The following is a 16568-nucleotide window of genomic DNA, read 5'->3' on the forward strand; positions in this document are numbered from 1 at the left end:
GGGCTATGGCACTTGCGGTGCCTCGTACCACTCGCGGGACGGTGTCGCCACGCGCATTTTCTGGCGAATATTCACCACGTTTTCGGCGCTGCTCAGCTGATCCAGCAACAGAAAAGCCACTTCGATGGCGGTACCCGGCCCGCTGGAAGTGATGATTCGACCATCGACGACCACCGGCCGGTCGACAAAACAGGCACCGGTTTCCAGCAGTTGGTTTTTGCGTTTGCCGCCCACCTGGTGATAGGTGGTCGCGTTCTTGCCGCGCAACACCCCGGCGGCGCCCAGGCACAGCGACGACACGCAGACACTGGCGACGGTTTTGCCGGCCGCGACGAAGTGGCGAATGGTCGCCAGGAACGGCTCGCTCAACGCCTCTTCATAAAAGCCCGACGGTTCGAATCCACCGGGCAAGGCCAGCGCATCGAAGCTGTCGAGGTCCAGTTCGCTCAGTTGATGGCTGGGCGTCAGCGACAGGCCAAAGGTAGTGGTGATCTGCGTCCTAAGGCCGGCGTTGACCAATTCCACGGGCTGGTCGCCGAGCAGGTCGGCCCAGCCGAGCACGTCGGTGAACGCGGCCATTTCCATGGGTTCGACACCGTTGGCCAGCAACATCAGAACGCGTTTCATCGGGCAAAACCTCCGCCGTGCAGCATAGACACAAAAGACTGGATGGCGCTCATCCTCGGCTTTAGCGGTCAGCGAGGGAATGACCAGAAAACACAATCCACTGTTTCACCTGATGAAATGGCGACTCACGGCATCTCCAGCCGCAAGGCCGGGTGCTCGCGCAGCGCATCGACGATAAAGTCGACAAAGCTGCGCAAGCGCATCGACGCCTTGCGCCCCTCGCGGTACACCACATGCACCGGCAGCGCCGGCAATTCGTAGGGCTGCAAGACCCGACGCAGACGTCCACTGTTCAGATACCCGTACACCGGATAACTCAGGCAGCGGATCAACCCTGCACCACTGGCCGCCGCATCGATGGCCGTCTGGACCGTGGCGCAACTGAGCCGCGAGCGCGCCTTGATGCTGAACGGCTCGCCATGCTCCTGGAAATCCCACTGAACCCGGTCGCGGTAACCTTGCGTCGCGACCAGTCGATGATCGTTCAAGTCCTGCGGAACGGACGGCTCACCCTTGGCAGCCAGATAGCCGGGGCTGCCGCAGACGATGTAACGCACATGCCCCACCGGGCGGGCAATCAACGACGAGCTGGGCAAGTCACCCACCAGCACCGCCACATCGACCCCTTCTTCATTCAGGTTTGGCAAGCGGTCGTGGTAATGGGCATAGAGCCGAACCTCGGGATACAAATCCATGTACCGCGTGAGCAATGGCGTGATGACGTAACGGGTGAACAACAAGGGCATCACCACCGTCAGGTTCCCTCGCGCCTGGATATGCAGGCCCTTGGCCGACGCCTCCGCTTCATCGATCGCCTTGAGGATGCGCGTGCAATCGGCCATGAACCCCGCACCGGCCGGCGTCAACGCAACCCCTTGGGTACTGCGCAACAACAAGGTCACCCCGAGGCGCGCCTCCAGCCGAGCGACGGCGCGGATCACCGTGGGCCCTGACACATTCAGGCGACGGGCCGCCGAGGCAAGGCTCGGACGCTCCGACAGCGCTTCGAACATCCGCATCTCGTGGTAGCGATCCATCAACCCCTGCCCTTTACGGCGGGCCTGAGTGCGGGGTCGGCGCCGAGACGTTCGGCGAGGAAATCGACGAAGGTCCGGACTTTCGCGGGCACGCGATTGCTCTTTGGGTACACCACATGGATCGGCAGCGCGGGCGGTTCGAACGCCTGGAGCACCACTTCGAGTTCGCCGGCGTCAACGTGACTGGCGACCTGATACGACAGCACTCGCGTGATTCCCCAGCCTCGGCATGCAATGCTGATCGCGGCCGCATTCGACGACACCATCAAGCGCGGGTCAAAGCGAAAGCTCAGCGCAGTGCCGTTGTTTTCGAACTGCCAGTCGCTGAGCAAATGACTGGCCGAAGACATGACGATATTTGCCTGGCTCAGCGCCTCGGGGTGTTGCGGCCGGCCATGCTTTTCAAAGTAGGACGGTGCGCCGCAGATCACCTGACGGACCTCGCCGACCGGAATCGCGTGCTGGCCATTCTCCTGCAGGTGGCCGATGCGGATCGCAACATCGATGCCCTCGTCGGCCATGCTCACCACGCGATCCACCATCAATGCGTTGAGGTACACCGAGGGAAAGCGGTCCATGTAGTCGACCAGTATCGGCGCCACGAACAACTCGCCGAACAGCACTGACGCGGTCACCGTCAAATGCCCGCACGGAATGGTGTAGCTGCCGGCCGCGGCCTCCTCCGCCTCCTCGACTTCACCGAGTATGCGTCGACAATCCTCCAGATAACGCTGGCCGGCTTCGCTCAAATGCAGGCTGCGGGTGGTACGCGACATCAGTTGCGTACCGATCCGCTCTTCCATTGCGGCGATGGCGCGGGTCACGCTGGGGGGAGAAATCTTCAGGCGTCGGGCCGCCGCTGCAAACCCTTCCTCCTCGGCGACGGCGAGGAAGATCTGCATTTCCTGAAAGCGATCCATGGGCGCCCCTGTCTTGATCCAAACACATAGAGGCCTGCGGGCGCGGGTGCGCTCGAAGGCCATCGCACAGAATTGTCGCCCTCAGCTCATCGGGCCAATGCCCGACAAGCGCCCGAGGTTCGCTCTACGCCTGTTGCAGGCCTGTGGCAGTTCGTTGCATGCCAACGAAACGCGGCAAGGCTTCGATGCTGGCCAGCCAGGCACGGACTTTAGGATAGTCGGCCAGGGAAACATTTCCTTCCGGGGCATGGGCCACGTAGGTGTAGGCCGCCACGTCGGCAATGGTTGGAGCTTCACCGGCGAGGAAGGCGCTTTCGCTCAATTGCTGTTCAAGAACTTGCAGTAAATCGTGGGAACGCTTGATTGCATCGACGGGATCGTAACCGGCGCCAAACACGGTGATCAGTCGCGCAGTGGCAGGCCCGGAATTGATCTGCCCCGCGGCGACTGACAACCAGCGTTGCACGTTAGCCTGCGCTTCCGGGTCGGACGGCAGCCATTGGCCGTTGCCGTATTTGGCGGCCAGGTACACCAGAATCGCGTTGGAATCCGCCAGGACCTTGCCATTGTCATCGATGACGGGCACCTGGCCGAAGCTGTTGAGCGCGAGAAATTCAGGCTTTTTGTGCGCGCCCTGCATCAGGTCGACAAAGACGAGTTCAGTCGGCAACCCCAACAGGGACAGCATCAACTCGACGCGATGGGAGTGGCCGGACAATGGGTGACGATACAGTTTGATCGCAGGCTGGGACATGACGTACTCCGCTGGGTGGGGGTTCGACCCGGTGATCGCGTCGATGGCGCCATGTTCCGCCCCTACCGCCATCAGCGGAATGCCCAGCTTTTACAATCCAGCATTTCATCTGGTGGAATGATCGCTGGCGCATGGCTGGCCGGTGATGGCGTTCTTGAGATCGCCATCGCCGGCAAGCCGGCTCCTACAAGTTTGCGTGACGTCTGGTCTCTCAGGTTCACTCCAACCTGTAGGAGCCGGCTTGCCGGCGATGGCGTCAGATCAATTAAAGGTGATGCCATGGGAAAAATCGGTATCGCCCGCAACAAAAAACGCACGCCCCGGCATTACCGGTGCGTGCGTTCAATGTTACTCGCGACTCAGCGTTTGACCGACAGATCGACCTGGGTCATGCGACTGCGGATGGTGAACACGCCGTCTCCGGAGAGAATCGCGCTGCGGGCAAACAGGCGGCCGCTTTCCCAGTTCGAAAGCCCCAGCTCCGGCTTGTTCAGCGCGTACTGCCCGTCGACCCAGCGGGTGATCCCGTTGCCGACAAAGGGCGCGTTGACCGCATTGTAGAAACGCTCATGCGCTTCGGCGTCTTCACTGATCAGCGACACGGTGAATTGCGGGCTGTAGCGGTTGAACAAGGCGATGGCGCTGTCCAGGTCATCGACGATCTTCAGGCTGACTTCCGGGGTTTCCTCCCATTCCCACTCGCGGCCCAACTGATCTTCGGGCAGCGGCTCGGCCTGCGCTTCGGTCTGGTAGCCTTCGGCGCGGCAGACATCGACGGTCCCGTGGCGCCAGTCGTAAGGCAAGTACGTCTCGCTGCCCTCGACGATGTGCAACTTGCTGCCCTCATCCCGTGCAGCGCCCGCCTGTTTCAAGGCCTGCAGGAACAGCGGCACCAGTTCGGCGGCGCGGTCGCGGTGAATCAGGCAGACGTTCAGGGTGTTGCAGACCTTGCGATCCAGGGAGTTGCGCACGACAGCGGCAAAGCGCTTGGCGTCGGCGTCCTTGTCGGCGATCAGCCAGGCGCCACCGGTGCCATGCAGGCTGACGGCGGTGCCGGCCTGTTGGGCGATGCTGCCCAATTGGCTGACCGCACGCCCCGAACCACGGGCCACGGCCAGCGACAGGCGCCGGTCGGCGAACATCGCCCAACCGGCGGCGTGATTGATGCTTTCCACCAGCGACACCGCGCCCACCGGCAAGCCGGCCTCGGCTAATGCCGGGTTCAACGCATGGGTGACGATGGCTTGCGCGGTGCCCAAGGCATCGCTGCCAATGCGCAGCACCGCGGTGTTGCCGGTGCGCAGCACGCCAGCGGCGTCGGCGAAGACGTTCGGCCGGCCTTCGAAGACGAACGCCACGATGCCCAGCGGCGAAACCACCTGCTCGACTTTCCAGCCGTCATGCTCGACGCAACTGATCACTTTGCCGCGTGTGGCCGGTGCATCGCGCCAGGCCCTGAGGCCGGCGATCATGTCGCGGCGCATGCGTTCATCGGCCAGCAGCCGCGTGGTCGAGCGTCCCCGCGATTTTGCCCACTCGATGTCAGCCAGGTTGGCCGCCTCGATCAGGTCCCAGCTGTCCTGATTTTCCAGACGCTGAGCGAACAGGTCGAAAAAGCTGCTGATCGCCTGGTCGGACACGGCGGACATCGCGGTGAACGCCGCTTCGGCCCGCTCGATCGCGACCGACGCGGCTTTCTGGTCGGCAACGGGGATCAGCAACAACTCACCGCTGACCTGCTCCACCAACAGGTGGTCCCCGGGCTGAAAGCGCAAGGCCAGTTCGGGGCTGACCACGGTGACGCGGTTACCAGCGAAAGGGATTGGCGTGCCAGCGACTAGACGTTCGAGCGCAGAAGACATGAAGCGGTTTCACCATGCAATGGGCGGTCGGAAAATGTATAGCAAATTTTCTGGAGCGTCATTAACCGCGGGCCACCCTGCGCGCTTCAAGCTAGACCGCCGCCCCTTGTGGGAGCGAGCCTGCTCGCGAAAAACGTCCAGGCAACGCGCGCCTTCAGACAGCAAGCGTTATCGTTGGCCTCCATCGCGAGCAGGCTCGCTCCCACAGGGGGCTTGAAGGCAACCGATGACGCATTACGCAGGCCTACCTGACCTACCTGGCTGGCATCCTGGCCCGGTCGACGGCATCGTCGGCAATCGCACCCGGGACGCGATGAATCTGTTTCAGGCGCAAGAGCACCTGGACGTCACCCGGGTAGAGGCGCTACCGCTCTGACTCAGCGCCCGGTCGGGGATTGCAGCCGTGCGTGCAGCAATCCCTTGACCGTGCGCATCACCGCCGCATTCGCGTCCTCCATCTGCCCGACGTGCTTGAGCGCCTCCTCCAGCTCGCCTCGGCCATGAGCGTCGAGTGCCGCCTGACCACTGCTGTGAACCAGTCGATGGGGCACTTCCATCCGCCGAAAATCGGCGTCGCGCTGTTGGTTCTGGTTCTGATCGCTGTAATACCACTGGCCGAACAGGCACTCGGTTTCGTCCGGCAGGGTCAGGGGTGAATGCGGCTTGGGATTGAGCAGGCGGTCGTACACCGTGACCTTGAGTGTCAGCTCTTGCAGGTTGGCCAGCTCGACGTCCGACAGCAAATGCGACTGGTCAATCTCGCGCTGCATCTGCTGCGCCTCGCCGTACATGCCGGCCATGGCCTCGGCGGTCCTGTCGATCACCGCGCCGAAAGCGTTGGAGACTTGGCTCTGTTGCGAAATCGCCTGTTTGGCCTGGCTGATTTCCTGCTGGATGGCCGAGGTTTCCTTGACGATTTCCCGGGTGGCTTCGGCGGTCTTTTCCGCCAGCAGCCGTACTTCCCCGGCGACCACCGCAAAGCCACGCCCGGTGTCCCCGGCGCGGGCGGCTTCGATGGCGGCGTTGAGGGCCAGCAGGTTGGTCTTGCGGGCGATGTCGCTGATCAGATCGACGATGCGGTCGATCTCGCTGGCGCGGCCCACCAGATGGGTGATCACTTCTTCCAGCGCGTCCAGACCGGCCGCCATGACCCGCGACTGTTCCTGCAGGTGGCTGACCTGTTCGCGGTTGTCGATGGCCGCGCGGGCGACGGTTTCCGCCCGTTGGTGATTGAGCTTGAGGCGCTGGTTGAGCATCGAGAAGGATTCGCTGACTGGCGACAGCGAGTTGCCGCAGATCAGCAGGTGTTGCGCCAGGCCCCGGAAAAAATCACGGTCGCGCAACTCGGCCTTACGGGCTTCCACCTGGGTTTCATCGACGTCTGCCGTGACCGGCGGCGGGATCACCGGCAAGGCCGGCACGACGTTGTAGCCAGTGGTTTTCCTGCGCCACGTGAAATTCATCGCCATCCCCCTACGCCCCCGACGCATTGCGTCAAAGGCGCGGACGATACGAATGATCAGGGCGGGATTAAAGATCCAATCCGCCGAAAAAAACCCAGACCAGCCAATTCGCGGGCTGAGCGCCGCCACGCCGGTTAATTGGAATACGTACTGTAGGAGCCGGCTTGCCGGCGATAGCGGTGTGTCAATCGACATATTTTCATCGCGTGAAAAGACGCCATCGCCGGCAAGCCGGCTCCTACAAGGATTGGTGAAATTTTTGGGTTACGTATCAGAGTGTGTACAGCCCCGTCCTTGACACACCCCATCCATAAAACCCCGCCCCCGCGACACATCGCAGATACACCCGATTGATGAAATGTGCCTGTCGATTGGCTCAGCCGATCAAAGCGCTCAACTCACTCAATGCTACGGAGAATCACCATGTTCAAGCTCTCGACTTCCTCCCTGACCCTCGGCCTGATCATTGCCGGCGGCCTGGCCCTGTCCAACGTCGCCTCGGCCTCCGAGTCCGAAGCGTTCAGCATGAAACAGCTGGCTCACGGCTATAGCCAGGCGCAGGCCGACTCAGCGGAAAAACCGGCCGAAGGCAAATGTGGCGAAGGCAAGTGCGGCGCCAGCGAGTAAACCCTGCACGGGGCCGCCGGGCCCCACATTCCTGACTGAACGGAGACCACGTCCATGAACTCTGCAATCTCGTCGGCCGTGAAAGGCCTGCACCTGAATCTCGACCGTGCCGGTAGCTGGCTCGCCCCCCTGACCTTGCGGTTGTTCATCGCCTGGGAATTTTTCGAGTCGGGCCTGGAAAAATGGAACGGCGACAACTGGTTCGCCGATATCCAGGACCGCTTCCCGTTCCCCTTCGACCAGGTACCGGCGACGCTGAACTGGGAACTGTCGATGTGGGCCGAACTGATTTGCGCCCTCGCGATCCTGGTCGGGTTTGGTACGCGTATTTCGGCGATTGTGTTGATCGTGGTGACGGTCGTGGCGACCGCGGCCGTTCACTGGCCGGCCGATTGGTCTACATTGAGTGAGCTTGCACAAGGTTATGCCATCACCAACAAGGGCCACGGCAACTTCAAGCTGCCGCTGATCTACCTCGCCGCCCTGATGCCGCTGTTGTTCTCGGGTGCCGGCAAGCTCAGCCTCGATACATTGCTGGCGCGATTCTTCTGGCGTCGCAATCAGCGCTGAAATGTTAACGTGGCACCCTGCACTTCCACCTTACTTGCGTAGACAGGAGCCACCATGAGCGTGACCACCCAATGGATCGAAATCGACAGCGCCGAAGGTAAGTTCGGCGCCTACCTGGCCATCCCGCATACCCAGAAAGGCCCGGGGATCGTGCTGATCCAGGAGATTTTCGGCGTCAACGAACACATCCGCTCCGTCGCCGAACAGTACGCCGCCGACGGTTACCTGGTGATTGCGCCAGACCTGTTCTGGCGCAGCGGCCACCGCATCGAACTGACCTACGACGAAGCGGGCTGGAAACGCGCCGTCGAATTGATGAACGCCACTGATGTCGGTAAAGCGCAGAAGGACATCGAACTGGCCATCGACGCCCTGAAAGCCCAACCGGGCCTGGACGGCGGCATCGCCTCCATCGGCTACTGCTTCGGCGGCCTGCTCTCGTACCACACCGCCGCCAACGGCCTGGTGGATGTGGCTATCGCTTACTACGGCGGCGGCATCCAGAATCAACTCGACCGTGCCGATGAAATCGAAGTGCCGCTGCTGATGCATTTCGGTGAACAGGACAGCCACATTCCCCTGGAAGCCGTGGAGAAAATCGCCGAGCGTTTCGACACCAATGACAACGTTGAAATCGTGGTTTACCCGGAAGCCGAGCATGGCTTCAACTGCTCGCACCGCGACAGCTACAACCAGCGCGCAGCGGCTGAGGCGCATGGCAATACGTTGATCTTCCTGGGCATGGAGCTTTAAGGCGCTACACGCCTTTTCGTAGGAGCCCGGCTTGCTGGCGATGGCGATTTCGTGGGCGCCATCGCCAGCAAGCTGGCTCCTACGGATCTCGGGTGTATTCGGGAGCGAGGGTTGACGCAAAACCTTGTAGGAGCCGGCTTGCCGGCGATGGCGATTTCACGGACGCCATCGCCAGCAAGCCAGACTCCTTTGTTTACTTGATCAACATCCCCAACGGGCTCAGCGGCCCGATCGGCATCAGCTCGAACGTCAGCAGATCCACCTCCCCCAGCGGCAATGCCTTGAGCAGGCGGTCCGCCTCTTCGACCGAATCGACGGTCATCAAAAAGATTACCCCCGCTTCGTTGTCGCGCATCCAGAACTGTTCCATCTTGCCGTCCAGGTACAGCTGCAAGGTGGCGGGTACTTCGGCGGGCAGGTAAGCGATGCGCTGCTCGGCGGTCAGGGGCTTGAGGGTTCCGATGGCCATGACTTTCATGATCACACCTCCTCCGCTTGCACAGTGACGGCCAGCTTCGGCTGCGAATTATGTTCATGAACATGGCGATGCGGCGTGCGGTCGATGTTCAGGCTGAGAATTTCCGGACGGCTGTAGTGACCGCGCCCGTCCATCTGGCGCTTGCGGATTTCGATCTGGAACAGGTCGATGTCGGTAATGACTTCGCCTTCCCCTTCAGTCAGCGCGTCCACCACTTCGCCTTGCGGGTCGATGATCGCGGTGTAGCAACCGCCGGAAATCGGGCCGATGGCGCAACCGGTGTCAGCCATGATTTGCGCCTGCTGTTCCGGATACAGCCAGGCCGTCGAGTTGACCACGAAGCACGCCGATTCCAGCGCATGCATGCGGATGCTGACTTCCATCTGCCGGGTGAACAGCGGGCCGGCGAACGAACCGGGGTACATCGAGGCGTGAATCTGCTCGCCGTCCTCGATCAAGGCATAACGCGCCAGCGGGTTGTAGTGTTCCCAGCAGGCGAGCTGGCCAATGCGGCCGACGGCGCTGTCGGTAGCGCGCAGGCCGGAACCGTCGCCCATGCCCCAGATCATCCGCTCGTGATAAGTCGGCGAAATCTTGCGCCGCGCCTGAATCAGGCTCCCATCCGCATCGAACAGCAATTGCGTGTTGTAGAGCGTGCTGCCATCGCGTTCGTTGACGCCGATGGACACCACCATATTGGCATCCTTCGCAGCTTTGCCGATGGCATCGGTGGTCGCGGATGGCACGACGACGGCCTGATCCAGCAGTTTGTAATGCTCGGAACCCATTTCGAACGGGCTCTGCACGAAGGAAAAGTACGGGTAGTACGGCACGATGGTTTCCGGGAAAACGGCGAACTGCACGCCCTTCTCGCCGAGTTCACGGATCTTGTTCACGACTTTTTCTACGGTGCCTTCACGGCTGTAGAGCACGGGGGCGATCTGGACGGCAGCGGCTTTTACGATGGTCATGGCGGTGATCTCATTGGGGAATGGGCTTCAACGAGATCTAGATTACGGTAATAATATTTTGTCTCAAATGTCGAATACGCCACCTTTTACGCCACACGCAAAACTGTAGGAGCCGGCTTGCCGGCGATGGCGATTTCAAGGACGCCATCGCCGGCAAGCCGGCTCCTACAGATTATGCAAGGGTTAAAAATCGTGTGTTCCTACAGGTCATTCCGATTCGCACGCTGAATGACTTGCGGCGGCTGGCCAAACGCTCGAATAAACGCCCGGCGCATACGCTCGCGATCACCAAACCCGGTCTCTGTCGCCACCACATCGATGGCATGGCGGCCGGTCTCCATCATCAGGCGCGCCGCCTCCACCCGCAGGTTTTCGATGGCCTTGGCCGGTGATTGCCCGGTCTCGGCATGGAACACCCGACTGAACTGCCGCGGGCTGAGGTTGGCCGCGCTGGCCAACTCCTCCACCGACAACCCGGACTTCAGATTCTCTTTGGCATAGATCAACGCAGACTGGATGCGATCCGTCTTCGGTTCTAGCTCAAGCATCACCGAAAACTGCGACTGCCCGCCCGCGCGCCGGTGGTACACCACCAATTGCCGGGCGACACGCCGCGCCACTTCAGCGCCCAGGTCCTTCTCAACCAGCGCCAGCGCCAGATCTACGCAAGCGCTCATGCCCGCCGCCGTCCAGACATTGCCGTCGTTGATGAAGATCCGGTCTTCTTCTACCCGCACGTTCGGATAGGCCTTCTGCAACGCCGGTGCATGACACCAGTGCGTGGTCGCCCGCCGGCCATCGAGCAAACCCGCTTCAGCGAGGGCAATGGCACCGGTGCAAATCGACCCCAGGCGTCGGGTGGTCTGGCTTGCGTTGCGCAGAAAATCCACCATGCCGGGCGAGACCGGGCGTATCAGGTTGTCCCCCATCACCAGCAGCGTGTCGAACGGACGCTGGTCGAACGCCGTGGTCTCCACACCGAAACCGGCCGAGGTCTGCACGGTGCCGCCCTGCTCGGACAACAAGGTGAGGGTGTACATCGGCTGATCGGCCGCACCGTTGGCCATTTCGAACGCCGCACACATGGCCAGGCCCAGCACCTGGAATTCGGGATAAACAATGAGGCCGATCTCGTGCATGACGGTGATTTCCGAATGACCGTAAAGGAGGCTGGATAGCTTTTCAGGCCATCGAATTTGCACTGTACGCCCTAATTAGGTCTATACCCAACGCAAAGCCATTGTCCGTTAGCGGGGATTGGTGGCTCGGCAATTGTCGAGGCGTTGAATTATGCGAAGTTTTAGCTGGTTCAATGTTCCAGCAAGAACAAGTGAATCTGCCTGCTTTCCGGAAACGGTCTCAGGCATCCCCAAATTTACTCGCAGGAAAATTGCGAGACACTGGCACTACTCCAATAGATTAATAGAAATAAAACGCAATTTTTTATTGCGTTTCGCTCTTATCAGGCTGTCAGTTTTGACAGTTACTTTTCAGCCAGCGCTCCTTCTACACTACTGCCAATAGTTTATTTATTCCTTTTTACAATAGCGAGATTAGTGCCATGCCAAAACTCTCTGAAACCATCGAGCAAGAACTTGCAGTAAAGATGTTTGTCAACCGCCACGAAATCTCAAAAGACACAAAAGCTGTTGTGTTCATACTGAAAGACAACCTTCTGGAAATCGAGAATGTACCGGATAATATAAAGACATTGCGAACTGGAATATCTGATTACGGAAGTATAAAAATCAACATAACACCAACTGGACCAGTCGAAGTGATAGAAGGAAAGGCAACCTTTAACATTAATTTACCTGAAGCTTTAAAGGGCAGTTTCAAGTTAATTGTCTATACCGCTGATGTCTCAGAGATTTTGGAGCGTGAATATTTTATTACGGAGCAATTAATCGATGAACTCAGAATCGAGATAGACGGGAAACCTGTTCCCGAAGGTTTCGTGCTCAGGCACGGTAAAATTTATGACGTTAAACTCGCCCAAATTTCATCAGGTCCGATAGCGCAAATCCCCATAGCCCTGAGTTCCAAAAATATTGAAGGCGACTCAAAATTCAAAAGCAATCCTGATTTCTACCATTATTCGCTACCTCACAGCTGGGAGCTCATACCCGAGAGTGGGTCAGGCAGGTTTCAGATTATTGCAATAGGTCAGAACATGAGCGAAACCCTGGAATCGTCGACATGCCAGCTCGAAGATTCAGGATTGCAAATTTATCACGAGGGCAAACTGATCCCCGAGGGAGAAGTAATATATCTTCGCGAAGAGACCAACACTAAACTGAAGATTAAAACCGGCGCTATTGGTCGTGTACTCGAGGTAAAATGGGGTGAGCCGAATGGTTACTTTGGCATTGCAATGGACCCCGATTTGCCTATTAACAACTCTGTACCACTGGAAGGTCAGACTTTCTCCGTGATAGCTGGCATACAAACTTCTGGAAATGGATTTGCGATAGACATAAAACTAGATGACGGCACTATTTGGTCAAGACGTCTTGAGTTTTTCGTCCGCTGAAATTAGACACTACTTTTTGGAAGCAAGCTAAACCTGCTTAACTTTGCGCTGGTAGTTGCGCCTTTACGCGCACGTCTAAACTCCTATTCGCAGATAACATCAAAGCCGGGACATCAACCCATGCAACACCCCAAAACGCAAACCCGGCTCTGAAGGCGTCATGTGCGAAACGCCGAAGACCTTGAACGCCGCCAGCATCAACACCAGTCCGCCCGGCAGGATGCTCAGGCGATGGCTTTGCAAACCGGCGAGCCTGAGCTGATTGACGTGCCCCACTTCCAGCAGGCGCAGCGACAGGCGCAACAGGCCGCTGTAGGTGATGCCGTTCTGGCCTTCGTCGTTCAGGCCGTTGGCCTTGAGCACTTTGGCCAGCATCCGGGCGGTGCCTGAAGAGCCGATGACCTGCTGCCAGCCCAGAGAGCGGTAGCGGCGCGCCACGCGTTCGAATTGCAGGGTCGCGACACGTTCGGCTTCCAGCAGCGCGGGCGCGGTGATGCGGCCGCCTTGAAAGTAACGCGCACCAAAGGTGCCGCTACCGATGGCAATGCTTTCGGTCAGCAGCGGCTGTGCGCCCTGCCCGAGGATCAATTCCGTGGAGCCGCCACCGACGTCGATCACCAACCGCTTGCGCTCCGTGCCGGGCACCGTGTGGGCCACGCCGGCGTAGACCAGCCGTGCTTCTTCATGCCCGGAAATTACGTCGATGCGGAATCCCAGGTGCCGTTCCGCGCTGGCCAGGAACAAAGGGGCGTTGTCGGCTTCGCGCACGGCGCTGGTGGCCACCGCGCGTACGCGACCGGGTTCGAAACCGCGCAGCTTCTTGCCGAAGCGTGCGAGCGCCTGCCAACCGCGATCCAGGGCCATTTCGTCGAGCGCCCCGCCCTGAAATCCTTCCGTTAACCGCACGGGTTCACGCAGGGTCTTCACTTCCTGGATCACCAGTTGCTGGTTACGCTTGACCGACTGGCCGATCATCAAGCGAAACGCATTGGAGCCCAGGTCGATGGCCGCAAACAGGGAGGCGTCGCCTTTCATTGAGGTATTCCTTGCACATTCAGCGGTCAGCCAACTCAGGTCGGCTGCACACCCAAGACGGTTTGCAAGGATCTTGGCACGGGTTCGATGACACCCAGATGACACCGACTATTTGGCCTCCCCGTTCCTGGGCTTATAGAAGAGGAACATGCTGGTCTCGGTGGTCTTGATGTATTTGCGGGCCCAATCGGGTTTTACGTTGCGGTCGTGGAAGTACATCGCGCCGTTGGTGCGGTCGTTGAGCTGTTTGTTGAGTGCCTTGCGCGCGATTTCCTTGGCGATGGCGTATTGGGTCTCTTCCTGAACCTGATCGGGACGCCCGTCGCACCACCAGGAAAACTGGCAATTCTTGGCTTCCGAACCTTGCTTGACCACAGCGCAGACGGTGTCCGGAAAACCTTCATGGCCCAGGCGATTCATCACCACGCTGGCTACCGCTTCCATGTCCGCGGCAGATTTGCCTTTGGCTTCCCAGTAGATCGAGCGCGCCAGGCAGGTGATGGCGTCGTCCAGCGGTGAAGCGCCGGCCGGATCGACGGCCTGCACTTCCGAGGTGGTAATCGCTTCGGCCTTAGGCACCGGGACATCGGCGCCCTTCTCCGCAGCTTTCTGTTCCAGCACTTCGGCCTTGTTTTCGGCCACTTCCTTTTTCTGTTCCTGTTCCGTCGCCGATGCCTGGCTGCCGAGTAACGTGATTGCAAAGCAGGTTGCTATCCAAATCAAGCGCATGATCGACCCTTCTGAGTGGACTGGATTCAAGCAGCGAAATGTCGGCGCTGAGTGCCCCTGGCGGGCGACATGGCTTGATTGTAGTTGTCATTTTTCATTGCGACAGACGGCCAGCATCCTGTATTTCGGCGCGAAAAGGCATTGCACTCACGGGGGTGAAATCGCGCATCATGGGCGCAGTCCGAACAAGGGAGATTTCCATGCGTGTCCTGTCATCCGTTTTGCGTCTTGCCACGTTGTCATTGGGCCTGTTGTTCGCCGCGAAGGCGCTGGCGGTCGACGAGAAACAACTGATCGACTCGATCAACGATTACCGCAGCCAGGTCCAGCGTTGCGCCGGCCAGGTCTCGTCGGAGCTGCCGCCGCTGGCGGGCGACCCCCGGTTGGCACTGTCCGCCACCAGCATCGGCAACCTGCAACAGGCCATGGTCGCCGCGAATTACCCGATGAAGAATGTGCAGGCGATCAGTTTGTCCGGACCGCGTGGTGCCGCCTCGGCGATGAAAGCGATACAGGAGAGTTTTTGCCAGATCGTGCTCGACCCGCAATTCGTCGATATCGGTGTCAGCCGCAATGACCGCGACTGGCGCATCGTACTGGCGCGACCGCTGTTGAGCGCGAAACTGGGCAGCTCGCAAGCCGAAGGCCAGAAGCTGCTGGCCGAACTCAACACCGCCCGCAGCCGCCCGCGTCAGTGCGGCAGTCAATCCTTCGCTGCTGCCGCGCCGCTGACCTGGAACGCCGTACTGGCGACCGCCGCCGAAGAGCATTCCCGCTCGATGGCCAACAACAATTACTTCGACCACAAGGACCGCGACGGCCGCACGCCGGGTGACCGGGCCGAACTGGCGGGTTACAGCGCGCAACTGATCGGCGAGAACATCGCGGCCGGGCAAGACACGGTGAGCAGAGTGGTGGAAGGTTGGGTCGCCAGTCCCGGTCACTGCGCCAACCTGATGAACCCGCAGTTCCAGGAGTTGGGCGCGGCGTATGCGGTGGACCCGAAGAGCGACTCGGGGATCTATTGGACGGTGATGTTCGGCACCCCGTAAACGCTTCTCCTGTAGGAGCGAGCCTGCTCGCGATGGACGTAAACGATGACGCGTTCTTTCTGAATGAACGCGGCGCCCTCAGGTCCATCGCGAGCAGGCTCGCTCCTACAGGTGCCGTGTGCGGTCGCTGTCATAGACTGTGTCGATCAACTGGTCATCTATAGTGATTGGACGCCCCGGCCCGTTGCTTCTAGCCTGCGCGCATTGATTTCGCGAACAGCGCCCTCCGACGCAGGCCAGGCACCATGATCGTCCGCCCCAAACCCAACCTGATCAACATCCTCACGTCGCTCAAGGGCTCGATTGCCAGGAAGATTGCGCTGCGTTGCCTGATGGTGACGCTGTTGGCGTCCATCATCGTGCTCGTGGAAACCCTGCACCCCAACTATTTCGCCAAGGTGAACGCGACGCCGTTTACCCTGCTCGGCCTGTCGCTGTCGATTTTCATGAGCTTTCGCAACAACGCCTGTTACGACCGCTGGTACGAAGCACGCAAAGCCTGGGGCGAAATGATCGTTGCGATCCGTTCGATGATCCGCGAAACCCAGGTGATCAAGGACGCGCACGCGCGGCAGACCATCCTGCGCAACCTTTGCGGGTTCGCCCACGCGCTGAACGCAAAATTGCACGGCAAGCGCGAGCTGGACGCTGCGGGTGAATGGATTGAACCGAAGCCGGACGGCAACGCGCCGGACATCAGTGGGCGCATTCTCAACCAGGTCGGCCAGCAATGTTCGGCACTCGGCGAGTCGGAAGCCATCAGTGAGTTTCGCTACACGATCATGGCCAGTCACCTGACGAGCCTGAGCCGGTCGCAGGCGGTCTGCGAGCGGATCAAGTACACGCCACTGCCCTTCGCCTACACCCTGCTGTTGCACCGTACGACTTACCTGTTCTGCATCCTGCTGCCCTTCGCCATGGCCGAATCGCTGGGCTGGCTGACGCCGGTGTTCACTGCCATCGTCAGCTACACGTTCTTCGGCCTGGATGCGATCGGCGATGAACTGGAGGACCCGTTCGGGCGTGACGAAAACGATCTGCCGACCCATGCGATCGTGCGCAATATCGAGCGCGAAATCCTCACTGCGCTGGGTGAAACACAACTTCCCCCGGCCCTTGAACCCGTGGATTTTGTGCTGAGCTGAAATCCGGGCCTG

The 16568-nt window shown here is 59.9% G+C and carries 18 protein-coding genes and 1 pseudogene; 7 read left to right on the forward strand and 12 right to left on the reverse strand.

Features of this window, described 5'->3' with window-relative positions:
- Nucleotides 1-3 precede the first annotated feature (3 nt).
- From ACF6ZU_RS29105 to ACF6ZU_RS29125, 5 genes are all read right to left on the reverse strand, one after another.
- A complete protein-coding gene (locus ACF6ZU_RS29105) occupies nucleotides 4-627 on the reverse strand; it encodes a DJ-1/PfpI family protein (RefSeq protein WP_392889406.1) in 624 nt (207 codons plus the stop codon).
- A 125-nt stretch (nucleotides 628-752) separates the two neighbouring features.
- Nucleotides 753-1664: a LysR family transcriptional regulator gene (locus ACF6ZU_RS29110; protein WP_392889408.1), complete on the reverse strand. Its 912-nt coding sequence runs from the start codon at nucleotides 1662-1664 to the stop codon at nucleotides 753-755.
- Nucleotides 1664-2584, reverse strand: coding sequence for a LysR family transcriptional regulator (locus ACF6ZU_RS29115; protein WP_392889410.1), 921 nt, complete (start codon nucleotides 2582-2584; stop codon nucleotides 1664-1666). Before ACF6ZU_RS29115 ends, ACF6ZU_RS29110 begins: the two co-directional genes overlap by 1 nt.
- Before the next feature lie 124 nt (nucleotides 2585-2708).
- Entirely contained in the window at nucleotides 2709-3338 is a 630-nt protein-coding gene (locus tag ACF6ZU_RS29120) for a glutathione S-transferase family protein (RefSeq protein ID WP_392889412.1), read from the reverse strand.
- A 359-nt stretch (nucleotides 3339-3697) separates the two neighbouring features.
- Nucleotides 3698-5200 carry an aldehyde dehydrogenase family protein gene (locus tag ACF6ZU_RS29125; protein ID WP_392889414.1) on the reverse strand — a complete coding sequence of 501 codons (1503 nt, stop codon included), beginning with the start codon at nucleotides 5198-5200 and terminating at the stop codon, nucleotides 3698-3700.
- Between the two features lie 226 nt (nucleotides 5201-5426).
- Between ACF6ZU_RS29125 and ACF6ZU_RS29130 the strand changes: the two genes are divergently transcribed.
- Nucleotides 5427-5576: a peptidoglycan-binding protein gene (locus ACF6ZU_RS29130; protein ID WP_392889416.1), complete on the forward strand. Its 150-nt coding sequence runs from the start codon at nucleotides 5427-5429 to the stop codon at nucleotides 5574-5576.
- Nucleotide 5577: 1 nt separating this feature from the next.
- Here the strand turns inward: ACF6ZU_RS29130 and ACF6ZU_RS29135 are convergent, their stop codons facing one another.
- Complete coding sequence (locus ACF6ZU_RS29135; RefSeq protein ID WP_392893963.1) at nucleotides 5578-6000, reverse strand: CZB domain-containing protein; 423 nt, start codon at nucleotides 5998-6000, stop codon at nucleotides 5578-5580.
- Between the two features lie 6 nt (nucleotides 6001-6006).
- Nucleotides 6007-6858: pseudogene (locus ACF6ZU_RS29140) on the reverse strand (methyl-accepting chemotaxis protein); the annotation flags it as partial.
- Between the two features lie 228 nt (nucleotides 6859-7086).
- Between ACF6ZU_RS29140 and ACF6ZU_RS29145 the strand changes: the two are divergent.
- The 3 genes from ACF6ZU_RS29145 to ACF6ZU_RS29155 are packed head-to-tail and all read left to right on the forward strand — an operon-like array spanning nucleotide 7087 to nucleotide 8613.
- The gene (locus ACF6ZU_RS29145) at nucleotides 7087-7290 is read left to right on the forward strand and encodes a hypothetical protein (RefSeq protein WP_392889418.1); all 204 of its coding nucleotides are present in this window, start codon (nucleotides 7087-7089) and stop codon (nucleotides 7288-7290) included.
- A 54-nt stretch (nucleotides 7291-7344) separates the two neighbouring features.
- Nucleotides 7345-7860 (forward strand): DoxX family protein, encoded by a 516-nt coding sequence (locus ACF6ZU_RS29150; RefSeq protein ID WP_392889420.1) that lies wholly within the window; start codon nucleotides 7345-7347, stop codon nucleotides 7858-7860.
- Between the two features lie 54 nt (nucleotides 7861-7914).
- Nucleotides 7915-8613, forward strand: a complete 699-nt coding sequence (locus tag ACF6ZU_RS29155) for a dienelactone hydrolase family protein (RefSeq protein WP_392889422.1) — start codon at nucleotides 7915-7917, stop codon at nucleotides 8611-8613.
- 193 nt (nucleotides 8614-8806) lie between these two features.
- Here ACF6ZU_RS29155 and ACF6ZU_RS29160 read toward each other — a convergent pair whose 3' ends face one another.
- The 3 genes from ACF6ZU_RS29160 to ACF6ZU_RS29170 form a co-directional block, all read right to left on the reverse strand.
- Nucleotides 8807-9091 (reverse strand): hypothetical protein, encoded by a 285-nt coding sequence (locus tag ACF6ZU_RS29160; protein WP_392889424.1) that lies wholly within the window; start codon nucleotides 9089-9091, stop codon nucleotides 8807-8809.
- 2 nt (nucleotides 9092-9093) lie between these two features.
- A complete protein-coding gene (locus tag ACF6ZU_RS29165; protein ID WP_392889427.1) occupies nucleotides 9094-10062 on the reverse strand; it encodes a nitrilase-related carbon-nitrogen hydrolase in 969 nt (322 codons plus the stop codon).
- A 200-nt stretch (nucleotides 10063-10262) separates the two neighbouring features.
- Nucleotides 10263-11201 (reverse strand): GlxA family transcriptional regulator, encoded by a 939-nt coding sequence (locus tag ACF6ZU_RS29170; RefSeq protein ID WP_392889429.1) that lies wholly within the window; start codon nucleotides 11199-11201, stop codon nucleotides 10263-10265.
- A 422-nt stretch (nucleotides 11202-11623) separates the two neighbouring features.
- Between ACF6ZU_RS29170 and ACF6ZU_RS29175 the strand changes: the two genes are divergently transcribed.
- A complete protein-coding gene (locus ACF6ZU_RS29175; RefSeq protein ID WP_392889431.1) occupies nucleotides 11624-12595 on the forward strand; it encodes a hypothetical protein in 972 nt (323 codons plus the stop codon).
- A gap of 99 nt (nucleotides 12596-12694) precedes the next feature.
- Here ACF6ZU_RS29175 and ACF6ZU_RS29180 read toward each other — a convergent pair whose 3' ends face one another.
- Together ACF6ZU_RS29180 and ACF6ZU_RS29185 are read right to left on the reverse strand one after the other, a co-directional pair.
- On the reverse strand, nucleotides 12695-13630 hold the full coding sequence (locus ACF6ZU_RS29180) for a Ppx/GppA family phosphatase (RefSeq protein ID WP_392889434.1): 936 nt from the start codon (nucleotides 13628-13630) through the stop codon (nucleotides 12695-12697).
- 108 nt (nucleotides 13631-13738) lie between these two features.
- Nucleotides 13739-14359: a cell wall hydrolase gene (locus ACF6ZU_RS29185; protein ID WP_392889436.1), complete on the reverse strand. Its 621-nt coding sequence runs from the start codon at nucleotides 14357-14359 to the stop codon at nucleotides 13739-13741.
- A gap of 200 nt (nucleotides 14360-14559) precedes the next feature.
- Between ACF6ZU_RS29185 and ACF6ZU_RS29190 the strand changes: the two genes are divergently transcribed.
- Nucleotides 14560-15411 (forward strand): CAP domain-containing protein, encoded by an 852-nt coding sequence (locus ACF6ZU_RS29190; RefSeq protein WP_392889437.1) that lies wholly within the window; start codon nucleotides 14560-14562, stop codon nucleotides 15409-15411.
- A gap of 245 nt (nucleotides 15412-15656) precedes the next feature.
- Nucleotides 15657-16556 carry a bestrophin family protein gene (locus tag ACF6ZU_RS29195; protein ID WP_392889439.1) on the forward strand — a complete coding sequence of 300 codons (900 nt, stop codon included), beginning with the start codon at nucleotides 15657-15659 and terminating at the stop codon, nucleotides 16554-16556.
- Nucleotides 16557-16568 lie beyond the last annotated feature (12 nt).

This window comes from Pseudomonas migulae, from assembly GCF_043225285.1.
Taxonomy (GTDB): domain Bacteria; phylum Pseudomonadota; class Gammaproteobacteria; order Pseudomonadales; family Pseudomonadaceae; genus Aquipseudomonas; species Aquipseudomonas migulae_C.